This is a genomic window from Pseudomonas sp. SCPG-7 (genome assembly GCF_002156405.1).
Lineage (GTDB): Bacteria > Pseudomonadota > Gammaproteobacteria > Pseudomonadales > Pseudomonadaceae > Aquipseudomonas > Aquipseudomonas parakoreensis.
In genome coordinates this window covers 182,641-200,571 of record NZ_MVOO01000005.1, presented here as the reverse complement: position 1 = coordinate 200,571, position 17,931 = coordinate 182,641, and the positions used below count along the sequence as shown (strand labels likewise).

Annotated in this window: 16 protein-coding genes; 13 read left to right on the top strand and 3 right to left on the bottom strand. The window is 60.7% G+C overall.

From position 1 onward, the window contains the following. Positions 1–18: 18 nt before the first annotated feature. The gene (gene tssK / locus B1722_RS12405; RefSeq protein ID WP_041067450.1) at positions 19–1,350 is read right to left on the bottom strand and encodes a type VI secretion system baseplate subunit TssK; all 1,332 of its coding nucleotides are present in this window, start codon (positions 1,348–1,350) and stop codon (positions 19–21) included. 46 nt (positions 1,351–1,396) lie between these two features. Continuing rightward, positions 1,397–1,825 carry a hypothetical protein gene (locus B1722_RS12400; RefSeq protein ID WP_041067397.1) on the bottom strand — a complete coding sequence of 143 codons (429 nt, stop codon included), beginning with the start codon at positions 1,823–1,825 and terminating at the stop codon, positions 1,397–1,399. A gap of 244 nt (positions 1,826–2,069) precedes the next feature. Between B1722_RS12400 and tssB the strand changes: the two genes are divergently transcribed. The 11 genes from tssB to B1722_RS12345 all read left to right on the top strand — a co-directional run bounded on the left by tssB (position 2,070) and on the right by B1722_RS12345 (position 14,512). Beyond that, positions 2,070–2,612: a type VI secretion system contractile sheath small subunit gene (gene tssB / locus B1722_RS12395; protein ID WP_086792716.1), complete on the top strand. Its 543-nt coding sequence runs from the start codon at positions 2,070–2,072 to the stop codon at positions 2,610–2,612. Between the two features lie 29 nt (positions 2,613–2,641). After that, positions 2,642–4,126: a type VI secretion system contractile sheath large subunit gene (tssC, locus tag B1722_RS12390; protein ID WP_041067403.1), complete on the top strand. Its 1,485-nt coding sequence runs from the start codon at positions 2,642–2,644 to the stop codon at positions 4,124–4,126. Between the two features lie 70 nt (positions 4,127–4,196). After that, positions 4,197–4,694 carry an Hcp family type VI secretion system effector gene (locus tag B1722_RS12385; RefSeq protein ID WP_041067406.1) on the top strand — a complete coding sequence of 166 codons (498 nt, stop codon included), beginning with the start codon at positions 4,197–4,199 and terminating at the stop codon, positions 4,692–4,694. A 15-nt stretch (positions 4,695–4,709) separates the two neighbouring features. Beyond that, positions 4,710–5,153, top strand: coding sequence for a type VI secretion system baseplate subunit TssE (gene tssE / locus B1722_RS12380; RefSeq protein WP_086792714.1), 444 nt, complete (start codon positions 4,710–4,712; stop codon positions 5,151–5,153). Beyond that, a complete protein-coding gene (gene tssF / locus B1722_RS12375) occupies positions 5,137–6,930 on the top strand; it encodes a type VI secretion system baseplate subunit TssF (protein WP_086792712.1) in 1,794 nt (597 codons plus the stop codon). Before tssE ends, tssF begins: the two co-directional genes overlap by 17 nt. Continuing rightward, a complete protein-coding gene (gene tssG / locus B1722_RS12370; RefSeq protein ID WP_041067415.1) occupies positions 6,894–7,919 on the top strand; it encodes a type VI secretion system baseplate subunit TssG in 1,026 nt (341 codons plus the stop codon). Before tssF ends, tssG begins: the two co-directional genes overlap by 37 nt. A 1-nt stretch (position 7,920) precedes the next feature. After that, on the top strand, positions 7,921–10,461 hold the full coding sequence (gene tssH, locus B1722_RS12365; RefSeq protein ID WP_086792710.1) for a type VI secretion system ATPase TssH: 2,541 nt from the start codon (positions 7,921–7,923) through the stop codon (positions 10,459–10,461). 174 nt (positions 10,462–10,635) lie between these two features. Then, a complete protein-coding gene (locus B1722_RS12360) occupies positions 10,636–11,193 on the top strand; it encodes a hypothetical protein (RefSeq protein WP_086792708.1) in 558 nt (185 codons plus the stop codon). Between the two features lie 140 nt (positions 11,194–11,333). Next, positions 11,334–11,915 carry a hypothetical protein gene (locus B1722_RS12355; RefSeq protein ID WP_140396010.1) on the top strand — a complete coding sequence of 194 codons (582 nt, stop codon included), beginning with the start codon at positions 11,334–11,336 and terminating at the stop codon, positions 11,913–11,915. 32 nt (positions 11,916–11,947) lie between these two features. Then, positions 11,948–13,957 (top strand): type VI secretion system tip protein VgrG, encoded by a 2,010-nt coding sequence (gene tssI / locus B1722_RS12350; protein ID WP_086792704.1) that lies wholly within the window; start codon positions 11,948–11,950, stop codon positions 13,955–13,957. 12 nt (positions 13,958–13,969) lie between these two features. Beyond that, positions 13,970–14,512, top strand: coding sequence for a toxin-antitoxin system YwqK family antitoxin (locus B1722_RS12345; protein WP_041067430.1), 543 nt, complete (start codon positions 13,970–13,972; stop codon positions 14,510–14,512). 1 nt (position 14,513) lies between these two features. Here B1722_RS12345 and B1722_RS12340 read toward each other — a convergent pair whose 3' ends face one another. After that, the gene (locus B1722_RS12340) at positions 14,514–14,909 is read right to left on the bottom strand and encodes a DUF4280 domain-containing protein (RefSeq protein ID WP_007958887.1); all 396 of its coding nucleotides are present in this window, start codon (positions 14,907–14,909) and stop codon (positions 14,514–14,516) included. 190 nt (positions 14,910–15,099) lie between these two features. Between B1722_RS12340 and B1722_RS12335 the strand changes: the two genes are divergently transcribed. After that, positions 15,100–16,167: a phosphotransferase family protein gene (locus tag B1722_RS12335; RefSeq protein ID WP_086792702.1), complete on the top strand. Its 1,068-nt coding sequence runs from the start codon at positions 15,100–15,102 to the stop codon at positions 16,165–16,167. A gap of 22 nt (positions 16,168–16,189) precedes the next feature. Beyond that, the gene (locus tag B1722_RS12330; protein WP_047293630.1) at positions 16,190–16,957 is read left to right on the top strand and encodes an SDR family oxidoreductase; all 768 of its coding nucleotides are present in this window, start codon (positions 16,190–16,192) and stop codon (positions 16,955–16,957) included. Positions 16,958–17,931: the final 974 nt, after the last annotated feature.

Genomic DNA, 17,931 nt, shown 5'->3' with positions numbered 1-17,931 from the left:
GCTGCGTTCCTTGTGTGATCAGGCACTTTCACTCGTCTGTGCAACAAACAGCACCACCTGCCACGGACTGCTGGTCAGCTTCGCTGCGGGCGCGGCGATCACCAGCGGTAGTTGTGCGTCGAACCACGCGCCTTCGGCAGTGATCACGAACAGTCGCGTGTCTTCGCCGACGCTGTAGGCCACTTGTTCATTGCGACTCATGGCCTGGTGGCTCAACCCGCTCATGCGCTGGCGGCTGAGCAAGGCAACGTGTGGCGAGGAGGCGATGATTGCACCACGCAGCCACTCGCTGGCCGCCTGCTCGCTGGCGCCGTTGGGCATGCGCAGGCCGATGACCAGCCGCTGGCTCGGTTGCTCATCGGGCAACTGGATGGAAAAACTCTGCTCGCCGCGTTCGAACGGCAGGCTGTGATAACCGGCGCGGATCAATTCGAGAGTCGTTTCCAGCCATTGCAGTACCGTATCGTAACCGCGCTGCAACTCCAGAAAGTCCAGCGGCGCGAACGAAGGCACCCCGGCCAGCGGGTCAAGTGCCGACCATGCGCCAGCCAGACCGAGCAGTTGCACATACAGGCTTTGCGGGTGAGCGATGCGACTGTTGAGTGCGCCTTCGACTTCCGGCAGTCGCGCCCATAACGCGGTCAATTGCCGGCGGATTTCCAGCGCATCATCCTGATTTCCGGCCTGTTGCGCCTGACGCAAGCGACCGCCGAGAAACAGGCACTTTTCCCGCGCCCGCGCGCACAACCCGGCAACCCGCCGGCCCAGCGGCGAATCGGGCAACAATAATGGAGTGGGAGGCGTGTAAGCCAACGCCAGGAAGCCGCCGCCCTCCTTGCGGATTTTCAACAACGGCAGGCAGATCGAATCAGCCTTGTTCAGTTGTGTACACAGGCGGGGGTTGGGCCGCCACACGGTGATCGATTCCGGAAACTCGCCACTGGTCAGATCCGGCAGCGCGTCGCCGACTACCGATTGCAAACGCCCCTTGAGCGGCAGCAGTTGCCCGGCGCGCCACAACGGACTGATCGCCAGGTACACGGTAACGCTGGCGTCGTCGGTTTCGTTGATGGCCGGGCCGACATCCAGCTCCAGGGTCGGGCCGATACCGGCTTGCAGATCCACCGGCAAACCGTCGGGCATGGTGCCCTGCAACGCCAGCACGCGGACCACTCCCGCGCTCAAGGCCGAGGGATCGAATTCCATGCGATTGACGCCCCAGAACCATGGGTTGCACGCCTGCGCCAGATGCGCCCCGAGGGCTTCGGCGCGCAGGCCCTGCAACTGAAAATGCTGCGGCAGCAATTGCATGCCTTCGTGCCAGCAAACCGCGTCAGGTAGCAGACTCATACGACTCCCTTCGGCCATGCCGCAACCCGGCGGCGGGCGGTATGTTTCAGTTTTCCTTGCTGACCAGGCTCATCTCGCGACTGTCGAACCTGAGCCAGGCCTCGCTCTGATCGTCGAGCCGCAAGCGGTGCGCTCCGGGTGTGTTATAGCTGGCGAAGACCAAAAGTCCAGCGGCCTTCTTGCCCCCCAGCGGGAAGGGTTGACGGTCGATGAATTGACCCGGAACCAGCTCCAGCCCCCACACACTCATCAGTTGACGATAGTCGCGCTGGTATTGCTCGCGCTCGGCAAACCACTGGCTGGCGTTGATGCCCGACAGTTGCTTGAGCAGATCCGGATCGGCGACGGCGACGAAATCCACGGCAATCGGCGTGTCGTCATTGGCCTTGGGTGCGACATCGAGGGTCAGGCTGTCCAGGTCGACTTTGGGGCCGAAAAGAGAGCAGCCGGCGACCAGCGCAAACCAAACCACCATCAAAAAACGTCTGCACAAAATGAATTTTCCTTTTCCCGTGGCAGTCCAAAATCGTTTTTGCTTGCTTTTTTATAGACCTGTTCTAGCGTCTTGGATAGTTCGGTTCCAGCAGCCGAATGAGGAAGGTTTGTCAAAGGAACGACAGGTCATCTGCCACCCTTTCTAACCTACGGTCCAGTAAGGGAAAGCGATGAACGGGCCTCCCCGATGCATTGCGCCCGCCTTCGCATCGGAGTCAGCCACCATGGCAGAAAGTACTCAACACAAGCTCGACCGGGTCCGTCCGCCCCGAGTGCAAATCACCTACGACGTCGAAATCGGCAACGCCATCGAAAAAAAGGAATTGCCACTGGTGGTCGGGATCCTGGCTGATCTCTCCGGCAAGCCGCTTGAACCATTGGCAAAATTGACTGAACGGCGTTTTACCGAAATCGACCGCGACAACTTCAACGAAGTGCTCGCCTCCATCGGCCCTCGCGCCACCCTGCAAGTCAATAACACCCTCAGCGGCGACGACAGCAAGCTCAACATCGAGCTGAACTTCAAACACATCGACGACTTCGATCCGGTCAAGGTGGTGGAACAAATCACGCCACTGCGACGTTTGTTCGAAGCCCGCCAGCGCCTGCGCGATCTGTTGACCAAGCTCGACGGCAACGATGATCTGGACAAGCTGTTGCGCGACGTCATCGCCAACACCGAAGGTCTGCAAGAGATCAAATCGGCCCGCCCAGACACCGCTACCCCGGCCGCTGACGCCGAGGCCCCGGCCGAACCGCAAGCCTGATCGTCCACTTAATCGAGGGAGCATCCGTCATGCCCGCCGCCGCCCAGAATCAAGCCAGCGACAATGCTGCAGCCGAAACCTTATCCCTGCTCGACCGGATCATCGCCGAGGGCCGTATGGCCCACGATGACAGTCAGCAGGATTACGCCCGCGACATGCTCGCGGAGTTCGCCACCCAAGTGCTTGACGAAGGCATGGCCATCGACAAGGACACCGTGGCGATGATCAACGACCGCATCAGCAAGATCGACGAACTGATCAGCGCCCAGCTCAACGAAGTCCTGCACCACCCTGACCTGCAAAAGCTCGAAGCCTCGTGGCGCGGTCTGCACATGCTGGTACAGAACACCGAAACCAGCACCCGATTGAAATTGCGTCTGCTGAACGTCACGCAGAAAGAACTGCAGAACGACCTGGAAAAAGCCGTCGAATTCGACCAGAGCGCGCTGTTCAAGAAAATCTACGAAGAGGAGTACGGCACCTTCGGTGGCCATCCGTTCAGCCTGTTGGTCGGCGACTACACCTTCGGCCGGCATCCGCAGGACGTTGGCCTGCTGGAGAAACTGTCGAACGTCGCGGCCGCCGCTCACGCCCCCTTCATTGCCGCTGCCAGCCCAAGGCTGTTTGACATGAACAGCTTCACCGAACTGGCGGTGCCGCGTGATCTGTCGAAAGTCTTCGAGAGCCAGGAACTGATCAAGTGGCGCTCGTTCCGTGAGAGCGAAGACTCGCGTTACGTGTCGCTGGTACTGCCGCACTTCCTCCTGCGTCTGCCTTACGGCCCCGACACCGCGCCGGTGGAAGGCATCAACTACGTCGAGGACGTCAATGGCACCGACCACAGCAAATACCTGTGGGGCAACGCCGCGTGGGCGCTGTCGCAACGCATCACCGAGGCGTTCGCCAAGTACGGCTGGTGCGCGGCGATCCGTGGTGCAGAAGGCGGCGGTGCAGTCGAGGGCCTGCCGGCGCACACCTTCCGCACCAGTTCCGGCGACTTGTCACTGAAGTGCCCGACCGAAGTGGCAATCACCGACCGCCGCGAAAAAGAGCTCAACGATCTCGGCTTCATCGCGCTGTGCCACAAGAAGAACAGCGACGTCGCCGTATTCTTCGGCGGCCAGACCACCAACAAGTCCAAGGTCTACAACACCAACGAGGCCAACGCCAATGCACGCATCTCGGCGATGTTGCCTTACGTGCTCGCAGCCTCGCGTTTCGCCCATTACCTGAAGGTGATCATGCGCGACAAGGTCGGCAGTTTCATGACCCGCGACAACGTGCAGACCTACCTCAACAACTGGATCGCCGACTACGTGCTGATCAACGACAACGCGCCGCAGGAAATCAAGGCGCAATACCCGTTGCGTGAAGCGCGGGTGGACGTGACCGAGGTGGCCGGCAAACCGGGCGCCTATCGGGCGACCGTGTTCCTGCGCCCGCACTTCCAGCTTGAGGAACTGACGGCATCGATCCGCCTGGTGGCGACGTTGCCACCACCGGTTGCGGCCTGACCTTTACCCCCGCCGCAGCGGCGGGGGTTGTTCTTTTATCTAGCGCGACACCTTTCAGGAGTTTCAAGCGATGGATGCAATCATTCTCGACCTCGGCGGCGACATCAAAGGCGACAGCCTGCTTGAGGGCTACAAGGACAAGATCGAAGTCATGTCCTACAGCCACAACGTGGCGATGCAAGTGACCAATGACGTCAGCAACTCGGAACGGACGTCCGGCCGGCCGCACATCGGTGAGTTTACCCTGACCAAATTCATCGACAGCTCGACGCCAACGCTCAACGAATATTGCTGTGCGGGCAAACCCATTCCCGAAGCCAAAATCACCATCGGTCGTAACGCCGCTGAAGGCAGCGGGCAACTGATGCCGTTCATCATCTACACGCTCAACAACGTGGTGCTGTCCAACGTCAGCGTCAGCGGTGGTACCGGCGGCAAACCGGTGGAAACCCTGTCGCTGAACTTCACCAAGATCAAATGGGAACTCACTGCGCAGAAAGACGACGGCACCAAGGAAGGCACCGCCGGCACGGTGTGGGACCTGGCGGCCAACAAGGCCGGCAAGTAAGCGGACGCCCTGGCCATGGCAGGCACCGGCATTCGCGCACCGTTGTTCGAACGCCTCGCCTCCAGCGAGGCCGACGGTGCGCGGGAATTTGATAAGCAGGACTTGCTCGACTCGGTGCAGGCCGAGCTCGGGCGCCTGTTCAACACGCGGCGAGGACCGCGCACCCTCACCCAACCGCCCAGCGTCATCGATTACGGCATCGCCGACTGGAGCGCCCTGCAACAACAGCGCAGCGATGACCGTCGCCGGCTGACGCGCGATGTCCGCGAAGCCATCAGCCATTTCGAGCCGCGCCTGAAACTGGACGAGGTGCAGGTCAAGCCCGTGCCCGACCATCCGCAACGGTTGAGCATTCGATTGACCGGCGAGCTGCGCAGCGGCCAGCAACACTGGCCGGTGGCGTTTGTCATCGAACCCGGCGGCGAAGGGCTGGAGGTGCGCCATGAGCGACTCGATTGATCCGCAACTGCTCGACTACTACCAGCGCGAACTGACCTGGCTGCGCCACGCTGGCAGCCAGTTTGCCGAGCGTTACCCGAAGGTCGCGCGACGACTGGAACTGTCGCCCGGCGAGTGTCCCGACCCACACGTCGAACGTTTGCTCGAAGGTTTTGCCCTGCTGGCTGCACGACTGCAGCGCCGACTCGACGACGACTACGCCGAGTTCAGCGACGCTTTGCTCGAGCAGCTCTATCCGTTGGCCGTCAGGCCATTGCCATCCTGCGCCATTGTCCAGTTCGAGCCCGACCCGAGCAAAGGCAACCTCGACGACGGCTATCCCCTGCCCCGCGACACGCCATTGTTTGTCACCACCGGCAAAGGCGAGAGCATCCACTTTCGCACCTCGGCCGCCGTGCGCTTATGGCCCATCGACGTCAGCGAAGCGTTATTGCTCGGCAGCGATGAAGCCCAGGCGCTGACCGGTGTGGCGCAATCGCGCTCGGCGTTGCGCCTGAGCCTGCGTTGCCTCGGTGAAAGCCAATGGTCGGCGCTTGGCATTGAGCATCTACGCATCCATCTGGCCGCGTCACCGGTGATCAACGCCTGCCTGTTTGACCTGCTCGGTGCCCATTCGGTACAGGTGCTGGCCGGCACGCCCGGGAGCATTCCGACACACGTGAAGGGTTTACCGAAGATCGTCGGTTTCAGCGATGACGAAGTCCTGCTGCCGGACGAGGACGGCGTACACCCCGGCATGCGCCTGCTGGCGGAATATTTTGCTTTCCCGGACAAGTTTCATTTCTTCGATCTGCCGTTGAACGGCGTCAGCAGCGACAGCCAGACGTTGTACCTGTACATCGTTTTCGACCGTGCTCCAGCCAGCCGCCTGCATTTACAAGCCAGTGACATCGCATTGGGTTGCGCGCCAGCAATCAACCTGTTCCCGCGTACCTCCGAGCCACTGCGCCCGGACGGCACCCGCAGCGAGTACCGTTTGATTGCCGACAGCCACCGCGAGAACAGCGTCGAAATCCACAGCATCCGCAGCATGCGTGCCAGTTGCCCCAGCGGTGTGCAACAGCTGCCGGCCTATTACGGCAGTCAGCACAGTGGCGGCGATCAACAGCGTTACTGGCATGCACGGCGAGTCAGCGGCAAGACGCCGAACCGGCTCGGCAGCGACCTGCTGGTGAGTGTGGTCGACACCCGTTTCGACCCGTTGAGCGAGCTGCCGGATTACAGCCTCACCGCCGAGCTGCTGTGCACCAATCGGCATTTGGCGCAGAGCCTGCCCGCCGGCACACCGCTGGGTTTCGAACGTCCCGGGCCGATTGCCTGGGCGCGGCTGCGCAACCCGCCGAGCCCGCAAAGTCTGCCGCGACTGGACGGTGATTCGCGCTGGCGACTGGTGTCGCAACTGACCCTCAATCATTTGTCGCTGGTCGAAGGCCCGCAAGCACTCGACGCACTGAAAGAGATTCTGCACTTGCACAACCTGCGCGACGAAGCCAGTGCACTGCGGCAGATCGAGGGGCTGCTGAACCTGCGTAGCGAGCGCGTGATCGGCCATGTCGGCGCCGACGCCTGGCGCGGTTGGCGCAATGGCCTGGAGGTGCAATTGCAACTCGATGCGCAACACTTTGTCGGCAGCAGCGCGGTGTTGTTTTCTGCCGTACTGGCGCAGTTCTTTTCGGTGTACGCCACAGCCAATCGCTTTGTGCGCACGGTATTGATGCACGGTGACAAGGAGATCAAGGCATGGCAACCCCAAGCCGGCATGCCCCTGTCGCTCTGACCCTGAGCCAACGACTGCGCCGCGATCCGCAGGCGTTTGAGTGGCTGCAGGCCTTGCTGCTGCTCGAGCGCGAACAACCGCAAGCCGAATCGTTGGGCAGCGGCACTTCGCCCCAGGCCGAAGCGCTGAAATTGCGCGGACCTTTGACACCGCTGTTCCCCACCAGCCAGATCGAAAATCTGCACGAAGAGCCGGGCCAGCCATTAACCCTCGGCACACCGATGTTCGGTCTCGGCGGCCCCGACGGCCCGTTGCCCTACGCCTATCAGGAATGGTTGCAACAACGGGCCCGAGCCAAGGATCACGCGCCGGCCGAGTTCCTTGATCTGTTCCAGCATCGCCTGCTCAGCCTGCTTTACAAGGTGATGCGCAAACACCGGGTGGCATTGGGCTTTGTCACACCCGGGGCGTCGCCGGTGCAGGCGCAATTGCGGGCCCTCACCGGGCTGTTGCCCAAGGCTTTGCAGGAGCGTCAAGCGGTTCCTGATTGCGCAGTGCTGGCCTGTACGGCGCTGTTCGCCGACGGCCGGCGCTCGCTGGCGGGGTTCGCAGCGACAGTTCGGGAACAGTTCGGCGTACCGGTGGCACTCAGTGCCTGCCAAGGCGCCTGGCGCGAAATCCCGCCGGCCAGTCGCAGTGTCATCAAATCCGGAGGGCGAAATTTGCAACTCGGGCGCACCGCGGTGGCCGGAAGCCGGGTGTGGGATGAACACGCCGGCATACGTCTGACCCTCGGCCCACTGCCCTCGACGCAAGCGATCCGTTTTTTGCCGGACGGCGAAGCGCACCCGGCATTGGCCAGCCTCGCGGCGTTGTACTTCGGTCCCGATCTCGACGTGACGCTGGTGCTGCTGGTACGCGGTGCCGGGCCGATGAAACTCGGGCGCCAGGCACCGGTTTTGCTCAGCTGGAACGGGGGTTTGCAGCGTCAGGCCAGCCTGGCCGTGCAGCGCATCGAAACCCGTCTTCGTCAGTTGGAGATCACCTGACATGGAACTCGCCAGTCTGATCGGACGGCTCAACCCGGACAACCGCCGCGCCCTCGAGCGCGCCGCCCAGCGCTGTCTGCAGCGCGGGCATCACTTTGTCGAGATCGAACACCTGCTGCTGGAACTGCTCGAAATCGAAGCGGGGGACTTTGCCTTGCTCCTGCCACGCTTCGGCCTCGAACGCGATGCGCTGACGGCAGAAATCAACAAGGCGCTGGATCTGTTCAAGGGTGGCAGCACGCGCACGCCGGCGCTGTCCTCGCACACGCTTGGCTTGTTGGAGGATGCCGTCGTTCAAGCCAGTGTACTGGGGATCGACAGCATTCGTTCCGGCTTGCTGTTACTGGCACTGATCGACCGCGACGAGCGCCGCAGTTTGCTGCTCAACAGTGCTTCGTCACTGTTGCGGATTCCCAAGGAAGCGCTGCGGGCCAATCTGCTGGAGTGGACGGAAAACTCCCGCGAGCATGTCGGCCCGCGTTCAGCGTCAGCTGGAAATTCCGCACCCCGGCAGGACTCAGTACTGGACCAATACACTCAGGACCTGACTGCCGATGCCCACGCCGGACGTATCGATCCGATCGTGGGGCGCGATGGCGAAATCCGCCAGTGCATCGACATTCTTCTTCGGCGTCGGCAGAACAACCCGATTCTGGTCGGCGCGCCCGGCGTCGGTAAAACGGCGGTGGTCGAAGGCCTGGCCCTGCGCATCGCCGCCGGTGATGTACCGCCGTCGTTGCAGGAAGTCAGCCTGCGCGTGCTTGACCTCGGCTTGCTCCAGGCCGGAGCCGGGGTCAAAGGCGAATTCGAACAGCGGCTCAAAGGCGTGATTGATGCTGTGCGCAGCGCCGACAAACCGATCATCCTGTTCATCGACGAAGCCCACACGCTGATCGGCGCTGGCGGGGCCGAGGGCGGCAGCGATGCGGCCAACCTGCTCAAACCGGCATTGGCCCGGGGTGAGTTGCGCACCCTCGCCGCGACTACGTGGATGGAGTACAAAAAATATTTCGAGAAAGACCCGGCCCTCGCCCGCCGCTTTCAGTTGGTGCAGGTTGAAGAGCCCGACGAAATCACCGCCGTGGAAATGCTCCGGGGCGTGGCCGCCAAACTGGAACAGCATCACGGCGTGCAAGTGCTCGACGCGGCGATCCACGAAGCGGTGAAACTCTCGCACCGCTACATCTCCGGCCGCCAGCTACCGGACAAGGCCATCAGCGTCCTCGACACCGCGTGCGCCCGGGTCGCCCTCGGCCAGCACGACGTGCCGCCACCGCTGGAGAGCCTGCGCCATCGGCAAAACAGCCTCAAAGATGAAGTCGAACGCCTGCGCCGAGAGCAGGCCACCGGGCTGGATCATCGCGAACGCATCACCCTGCTGGAGGCTGAATCGAAGACCAATGTGCAAGCGATCCGCGAACTGGAAACACGTTGGAGTGAAGAGCGCGTGGCCGTGCGTGAACTACTCGAAACACGCCGCGAATTGCTGGCGTTGAGCGAAAGCGCCGATAGCGACAAACCCGACGAAGCCACCGACAGCCGCATCGATCATCTGGCCGCCGAACTGCTGCGCCTGGAAGCGGGACTGGATGCGATTCGCCAGGACGATCCGCTGGTGCCGGAACAGGTCGACGCGAAAACCGTCGCTGCCGTCATAGCCGGATGGACCGGCATCCCCGTAGGCAAGATGCTCGCCGACGAAGCCCATGCCGTGCGCACCCTCGGCACCCGCATCGGCCAGCGCGTCATGGGCCAGAGCACCGCGCTCAACACCATCGCCCAGCGTTTGCAGGCTTATCGCGCGGGGCTCACCGATCCGCAAAAACCGGTCGGTGTGTTTCTGCTTGTCGGGCCTACGGGCGTCGGTAAAACCGAAACCGCGTATGCGTTGGCGGACGCGTTGTACGGCGGCGAGCGCAACCTGATCAGCATCAATCTTTCCGAGTATCAGGAAGCCCATACCGTCAGCCAACTCAAGGGCGCGCCACCCGGCTACGTCGGTTATGGCAGCGGCGGCGTGCTGACCGAAGCCGTGCGGCGCAAACCGTACTCGGTGGTGTTGCTGGATGAAATCGAGAAGGCGCACCCGGATGTGCTGGAAGCGTTTTACAACGTGTTCGACAAGGGCTTGATGGAGGACGGCACCGGCCTGGTGGTCGATTTCAAGAACACCGTGATGCTCGCCACCAGCAATGTCGGTGCTGAGTTGCTGCTCGATACGCCGGTGTCGCAAATCGGCAGCGAAGCCTTCAACGAAGCGCTGCACAAAGTCCTGCTGCAAGCCTTCCGCCCGGCGTTTCTGGCACGCATGACGGTGGTTGCGTATCGACCGCTGGATGAGGCGACGCTGGAGGGGATTGTGCTCGCAAAACTGGAAAAACTGCGCGGCCGTTACAAAGCCGCGACCGGCAAGCAGTTCGAGTTTGATTCGGGAATTGTGAAAGCGGTGCTCGCCAAATGCAGCGCGGCGGGTGCGCGGGATGTCGAGAATGTGTTGATGACGCAGGTGACAGGGAAGTTGGCGGAGTGGGTGTTGGAGTAGAACTTTCGAACACTTGAGCACACCGGCAGCAGAGAGTTCACGAAAACCAAGGAGGCAACATGAGCCACTCAGGCAACTGCAAGACGATCAAAAACCGTTGTTTTCAACACAATGGATTGCTCAGGTGATGCTGAAAGAACCCGTTTCTATTACGCCCCCATCCAGGATTAAAAAATGAAGTGTTATGTGTTCCCCATAAAAGAGGGTGAAGTTTATCTAGGCGTTAAATCTCTGATAAACCCCTACAGTTCACGAAAACCGATGTGGGCTGCCGGTTTTCCCATGGCATTCGGCGGAAGTGACGATGATGACAATACACTTGTTACTTGCGCCCGAGAGACCCATGAAGAGTCACATTGGAAGCTGGACCTCGAATCAGCGGCCTTCACACACTTGGTCAACCTGGAAAATGCAGGAACACCCTACTTTTTTTACTACGCAACAGGATTTACCTACGACCCTACGGCTGTTCTACCGCCAACACTGGCAAGGGCCAAAAGATATCGTGAAACAACAGGGAAAATTCTCAGGATCAACTTGAATGAGCGCCCCGTGCTATTTCTAACGAGGAGTGTTGCTGCCGCGTGGATACTTCAAAAACTTAGAGAGCAGCACCCTGACATAAGCATAGACAGTTCAGCGGAAGGATACTCAGACTTCCTGTCATCTGAAACCCTGAGAGCATTCATCCTTCTCGTTCGACACCACATGAAGCAGCCAATTGATGGGTAAGCAGACCATTTTTCTTATTCATTTTAAAAGCAGAAAAGAATCATGGGCAGATTCATTATTTCCGTACAAATACGCTTTACACGAAAGTGTATTGACGCCTCTTGGTGAAGCGAACTGACGAAATCCCAGCGGAGATTGCCATGGCAGAAATTCATAAAGTCGGTCGTTACTCGGGAGGCAATGTAGCAATGACGGGCGCAAACCCGCTATACGCCAGCTGGCTGGCGGCCAATCACGCCACCAACGGTGGGACGATTCCTGACTTGGCTACCATCTGCCATGAATCCTCTTCAACTCGCCGAGCCTTGGCCGGCTCGGGCGCGTCCCATGGAACCTGTTTTGCCGTCGTCGAACACTTTGATGCCTCACGCGGCGTACTGATGTACAAATTCGGCGACAGTGCGCTGAAACTGGACCTTCTCGGAAACTACACAACAACAACCAAAAAAGTCGTCACAACCCTTCGCGGGCATGCTGAAATCAGTGCGTTGGTTCAGGCGATCAACAGTGTTGCGCTTCCTGACGGTGATTACAGCAACTTTGTTACACGTATCTATATCGAACTCAGCCCCTGCCCTCTTTGTGGGCCGCAACTCGAGCCTTACGTTAGAAACTCGGTGGTGATGTACAGCTACGTTTATGGAAACGAGAGAGAGATGGATGGGTGGGTCAGTGACAACCAGGCTGCAATCCATGAGAAAGGCGGTACGTTCAGGTGGTGAGCTTTTTCTCTACCAACAGCTGAGGTCAGCTCATGCCCCGGTCTACCGATAGCAACACCACCCTTTCCCTCACTGCCCCCTCGTTGTCGGCGCTTTACCCTGATTCGCTGTCCGGCGATGAGGCGCTCACCCTGTTGGGTTCACAAATCCTCAACGGTCTCAACGACGGCACCACCCTCACCTTGACCTCTGCCATCGCCAGCCACGTCACCACAACCCTGCACAACGACGCTCAGCTTCGCCCGTTCGACGCATTGGTCGCCGAGATCCGCCAACTGCCGGCCGACGCAACTGCCGAACGCTATCAGCTGGTATTAAGGCCCTGGCTCTGGTGGTTGACCCTCGCCAGCAACAACCGCGTATTCCAGAACCTCGCCACCTCGAACATCGTCACCACGATCTTCAAGGCCCACGGCTTCACCGATTTCAAACTCTCGCTGACTGGCAGCTACACGCCCCGCGAATATTGCGTGCAGTACGGCGAGACCGACTTCGCCTTCGTCTCACGGCTACTGGAAGAGGAAGGCATCTTCTGGTTTTTCACCCATGAGGAAGGCAAGCACACGCTGGTGCTGGGCGACAGCAACGACGCCTTCGTACAAATTCCCAACGGCCCGAAAGTCAAGTATCTGGGCCAGCAAATGGGTGAGCGCGAGTTGCATGGCATTCGCTCGGGCCAAGTGTGTCTGCAAGCCGTGGCCGGCGTGTACAAGGCGACGGATTATGAGTTCACCACGCCGACCACTTCACTCTTCGGCCAGGCCGAAGCGGTCGCCGGGCCGCGTTCCATCTATGAACATCCGGGTGGTTACAACGCCAAGGCCCGGGGTGATGCATTGACCAAACAGCGGGTCGACGGCCTGCGCAGTGAAGAGAAACGTTTTGTTGGCGAGAGCGACTGCCGCTGGCTGATCCCCGGCCATTGGTTCACCCTCGACGGCCACGAAGACGAAAGCCTGAACATCGATTGGGTCGTCACGCGGGTCACCCACGACGCCAGCCACGAAAGCTATCGCAATCGCTTCGAAGCCATCCCCAAAGCCACGCCGTTCCGCCCGCCCCGCTCCACACCGAAACCGCGCATGCATCCGCAGACCGCGATCGTCGTGGGCAAGTCCGGCGAGGAAATCTGGACCGACGAATACGGTCGGATCAAATTGCAGTTTCCCTGGGATCGCGACGGCAAGAACGACGAAACCAGCTCCTGCTGGGTGCGCGTGGTGTTGCCATGGAGCGGCAAGGGGTTCGGCATGCAGTTTGTGCCGCGCATCGGCCAGGAAGTCATCGTGACCTTTATCGACGGCGATCCGGACCGGCCGCTGGTGACCGGCTGCGTGTACAACGGCGACAACGCCCTGCCCTACGCGCTGCCGGCCAACCAGACCCAGTCCGGCATCAAGACACAATCGTCCAAGGGTGGCGGCGGTTTCAACGAGCTGCGTTTCGAGGACAAGAAGGATGCAGAAGAGGTGTTTCTGCAGGCGCAGAAAGACCTGAAGATCAACGTGCTCAACGACACCACCGCCACCGTCGGCCACGACGAAACCCTCACGGTGCAGAACGCCCGCACCCGCACGGTCAAGGACGGCGATGAAACCGTCACCCTGGAAAAAGGCAAACGCAGCGTGACCATCCAGACCGGCAGCGACAGCCTCGATGTGAAGGACAGTCGCACGGTAAAAGTCGGTGCCGATCAGAACCACAGCACAGGCGGCAACTACACCGACAAGGTCACCGGCGACTACAGCCTGACGGTGGACGGCAACCTGACCATCAAGGTCAGCGGCACCTTGACCCTGCAAAGCGGTGGCAGTTTCACGATCAAGAGCGGCGCCGATCTGGCGACCTCGGCCAGCACTTCGATCACACAGAAGGCCGGCACCGCCATGACCAACCAGGCCGGTACATCGCTGGACAACAAAGCCGGAACCACCCTGACCAACGACGCCGGGATCAGCCTGACCAACAAGGGCGCAGCCTCACAGACCGTGGACGGCGGCGGCATGCTGACCATCAAGGGCGGGCTGGTGCAGGTCAACTGACAAGGAGTCGCCATGGCGATCACACCGCTGGATTTGCAGCAGGATGACAAACACCTCAAGGGACGATTGAAGGATGGCCAGCTCGACGGTCCGTTGAATATCAAGGATGACGGTCGCCAACAGGCAGACCTGAATTACAGCCAGGGCCAATTGCAGGGCACGTCTCTGCTCTACCACCCCAACGGCAAGGTTTCGGCGCAGATGCCGTTCGTGCGCGACAAGCTGCAAGGCGTCGCCAGTTTTTATGCGCCTGAGGGCTGGTTGCAGCGCAAGGCATCCTATCGGCGCGGCCTGTTGCATGGCGAGGCGTTCAATTACTTTCCCGACGGGCAAGTGGCGGAGGCCGAGTTCTATCGCGACGGCGTGCGCGAGGGGCGTTATCAGCGCTTTCATCCCAACGGCAAACCGGCGGTGGATGCGCGTTATCTGAATGGGCAACTGATGGAGCCGGAACAGGGATTTGCCGAGGACGGGCGGCCACTGGATGCCGATGGCAAACCGATTTCCCGGGTGCGCTGGTGGTTTCGCAAGTGGACGGATCCGCAGCAGGCCTGACTCAGGGAATCAACATCTGCATCTGCCCCGGCATCACGATCTTGATCACCCCCGCCCAGTTGCACATCAACGTGCTGTTGGCATCGATCGCCGGCATCCCGCCCAGCAGCAGGGTCGGTGCACCGCCGGGGATCCACGGCGTGGCGGTGGCGGGAATGCACGGCATCGGCGTCAATACGCCCAGCGCAGCAGCAGTGGCAGCGGCGACCATCGGATTGGCCATGCTCATGCACATGCCGAACGTGGTGACGTTGACCAGCGGAATATGATCCATGATGTTCGCCGCCGGCATCCCTCCGGTCAGCGTGCGATTGACCGGCAGCACGTTGAGCACTGCCGGGGCGGCGCCGAAACTGCATTGCAGAGTGGCGCTGGCACAGACTTGCGGGCAGCCCATTTCAAAGCTCCTTGCCGAACATGGCATACCCGCTAAACCTTAGCCTGCTGTGGCCCGCCGCGCACATTCCCAAAGGTGATTATCCTGCAACACGCTAACCTATAAGACCGCTGCGCGCTTGTGGCCGCCCTGGTGCGCCATTAGATTAGCCAATGATGTCTGGCCTCCAAAATAAGCAGAAGGGATAAGCATGGCGCTTACTGACCAGTCCACCCGTATCCGCTCTGGCGAAGAACTCGATGCCAGCCTGATCGACCCGTACCTCAAGGCGCACATTCCGGGCCTGACCGGCACGCCGCAGATCAGCCAGTTTCCCGGCGGCGCGTCGAACCTGACGTACCTGCTGGAATACCCGGACCAGGAATTTGTCCTGCGCCGCCCGCCGTTCGGCCACAAGGCCAAATCCGCCCATGACATGGGCCGCGAATTCCGCATCCTCAATCAACTGCGCGACGGTTTCCCCTACTGCCCGAAAGCCTACGTGCACTGCACCGACGAGTCGGTGATCGGTGCCGAGTTCTATGTGATGGAACGGGTCAAGGGCATCATCCTGCGCTCAGATCTGCCGCCAGAACTGGGCCTCGATGCAGCCAGGACCGAAGCGCTGTGCAAGAGCTTCATCGACCGTTTCGTCGAACTGCACCGGGTTGACTACAACGCCTGCGGCCTCGGCGATCTGGGCAAGCCGGAAGGTTACGTCGCCCGTCAGATCAAGGGCTGGAGCGAACGTTACGAAAAAGCCCTGACCCCGGATGCGCCGCACTGGGAAAAGGTCAAGGCCTGGCTCAATGACAAGATGCCGGCCGACCATCCGACCTCAAGCATCGTCCACAACGACTACCGTTTCGACAACGTGATCCTCGACCCGAACAACCCGATGCAGATCATCGGCGTGCTCGACTGGGAACTGACTACCCTCGGCGATCCGCTGATGGACCTGGGCAACACCCTCGCCTACTGGATTCAGGCCGATGATCCGGCCCCCGTGCAACTGATGCGCCGCCAGCCCAGCCACGCTCCGGGCATGCTGAGCCGCCGCGAGTTCGTCGATTACTACGCCGAACGCTCGGGCGTCCGCATCGACAATTTCGACTTCTACTACACCTACGGCCTGTTCCGCCTGGCCGGCATCGTGCAGCAGATCTACTACCGCTTCTACCACGGCCAGACTCAGGACAAACGCTTCGCGCAGTTCATTCACATGAACAAACTGCTGGAGCACATGAGCCTGCAGGTCATTGCGAAATCGAGCCTCTGACGGCCCACACCAAGGAACCCCCATGTCCAAGACTCAGTTGTTCGACCTCGACGGCAAAATCGCATTCGTCTCCGGCGCCAGCCGGGGCATCGGTGAAGCCATCGCCAAACTGCTGGCCCAGCAAGGCGCCCACGTGATCGTCTCGAGCCGCAAGCTCGAAGGTTGCCAGCATGTCGCCGACGCGATCATCGCCGCTGGCGGCAAAGCCACCGCCGTGGCCTGCCACATCGGTGAAATGGAACAGATCAGCCAGGTATTCGCCGGGATCAAGGAACAGTTCGGCCGCCTCGATATCCTCGTGAACAACGCCGCGACCAACCCGCAGTTCTGCAACGTGCTGGACACCGACCTGAGCGCATTCCAGAAGACCGTCGACGTGAACATCCGCGGCTACTTCTTCATGTCGGTAGAAGCCGGCAAGCTGATGCGCGAAAACGGTGGCGGCAGCATTATCAACGTCGCGTCGATCAACGGTATTTCACCGGGGATCTTCCAGGGCATCTATTCGGTGACCAAAGCGGCAGTGATCAACATGACCAAGGTCTTCGCCAAGGAATGCGCGCAATTCGGCATCCGCTGCAACGCCCTGCTGCCGGGCCTGACCGACACCAAATTCGCTTCGGCACTGGTCAAGAACGACGCGATCCTCAAGCAGGCGCTGACGCAGATCCCGCTCAAGCGCGTAGCTGATCCGAGTGAAATGGCCGGGGCGGTGTTGTACCTGGCCAGTGATGCGTCGAGCTACACCACCGGGGTGGCGCTGAATGTGGACGGTGGGTTCCTGTCCTGAACCAGACGCGCCTGTGTAGGAGCTGCCGAAGGCTCGTGCCGCGTTCGGCAGCGCCTACACAGGATTGAGGTCAGGCAATGACCTTATGCACCGCCAGCAAAGCCGCCCAACGCTACTGCGTGACACACCGGGTGGTGGTGATATGGCGCGTGACCTGCTCGTCAACGTACATATCGCCAGACACCTGAGTGTTCTCCAGCGTCTGACAGGTACGCACCGGCGGTGGCGGCGGCGCAGCAGGAGGCGGTGGCGGAGGACTGGCGCAGCCGCTCAATAGTGCGACAAAGAAAGCCAGCGACAACGGCAGATACACGCGATTCCCAGGATTATTCATAGGACGACCCGCGGTGAATGAAAGAGCCACTTCCGCGATCGCGCACGAATACCGCGGATGACGGAAGACCTGACCACTCATTCTTTATAGCCGACCACCCTGCAAGCGCCAGTGAAATGGAGGGGGATGAGGGAATTGGCTGTCGGTTTTGTGGAGCAGAATCTGTGAGGGAGGGTTACCTCAGCAAGCAATTTATTGACCGGAAGGCCGCCATCGCTGGCAAGCCAGCTCCCACAGTGAAATCGGGTGCCATCAGTTAGAGATTGGTCGGCTGGCAGGCCGCCTTCGCGAGCAGGCTCGCTCCCACAACTTTATTCGTTCACACCCCATGCGGCGAAGCCGCCCCACTCAACACAATGAGCGTTAGCTCGAGTACCGCTTTTGATCTGAGGGCCCGTCGGCAGGCTGAGTGGAGGGATTTATCCGGGGGTGGGAGCGCAGCGACCGTTTGGCGCAGCCAAACACAGCGAGAGGAGGTGCAGCGAAGCAAACCGTAGGCGCTGCCCCCCGGATGAATCCCGGAGCGAAGGAACCCGAGCCTGAGCGAGGGCCGAACGTCAGGGTAAAGCCCTTTGGTTACTTTGGGGCTTTTGCCAAAGTGACCCGCCGTCAGGGCGGAACCGTAATAAGCAACACCCGC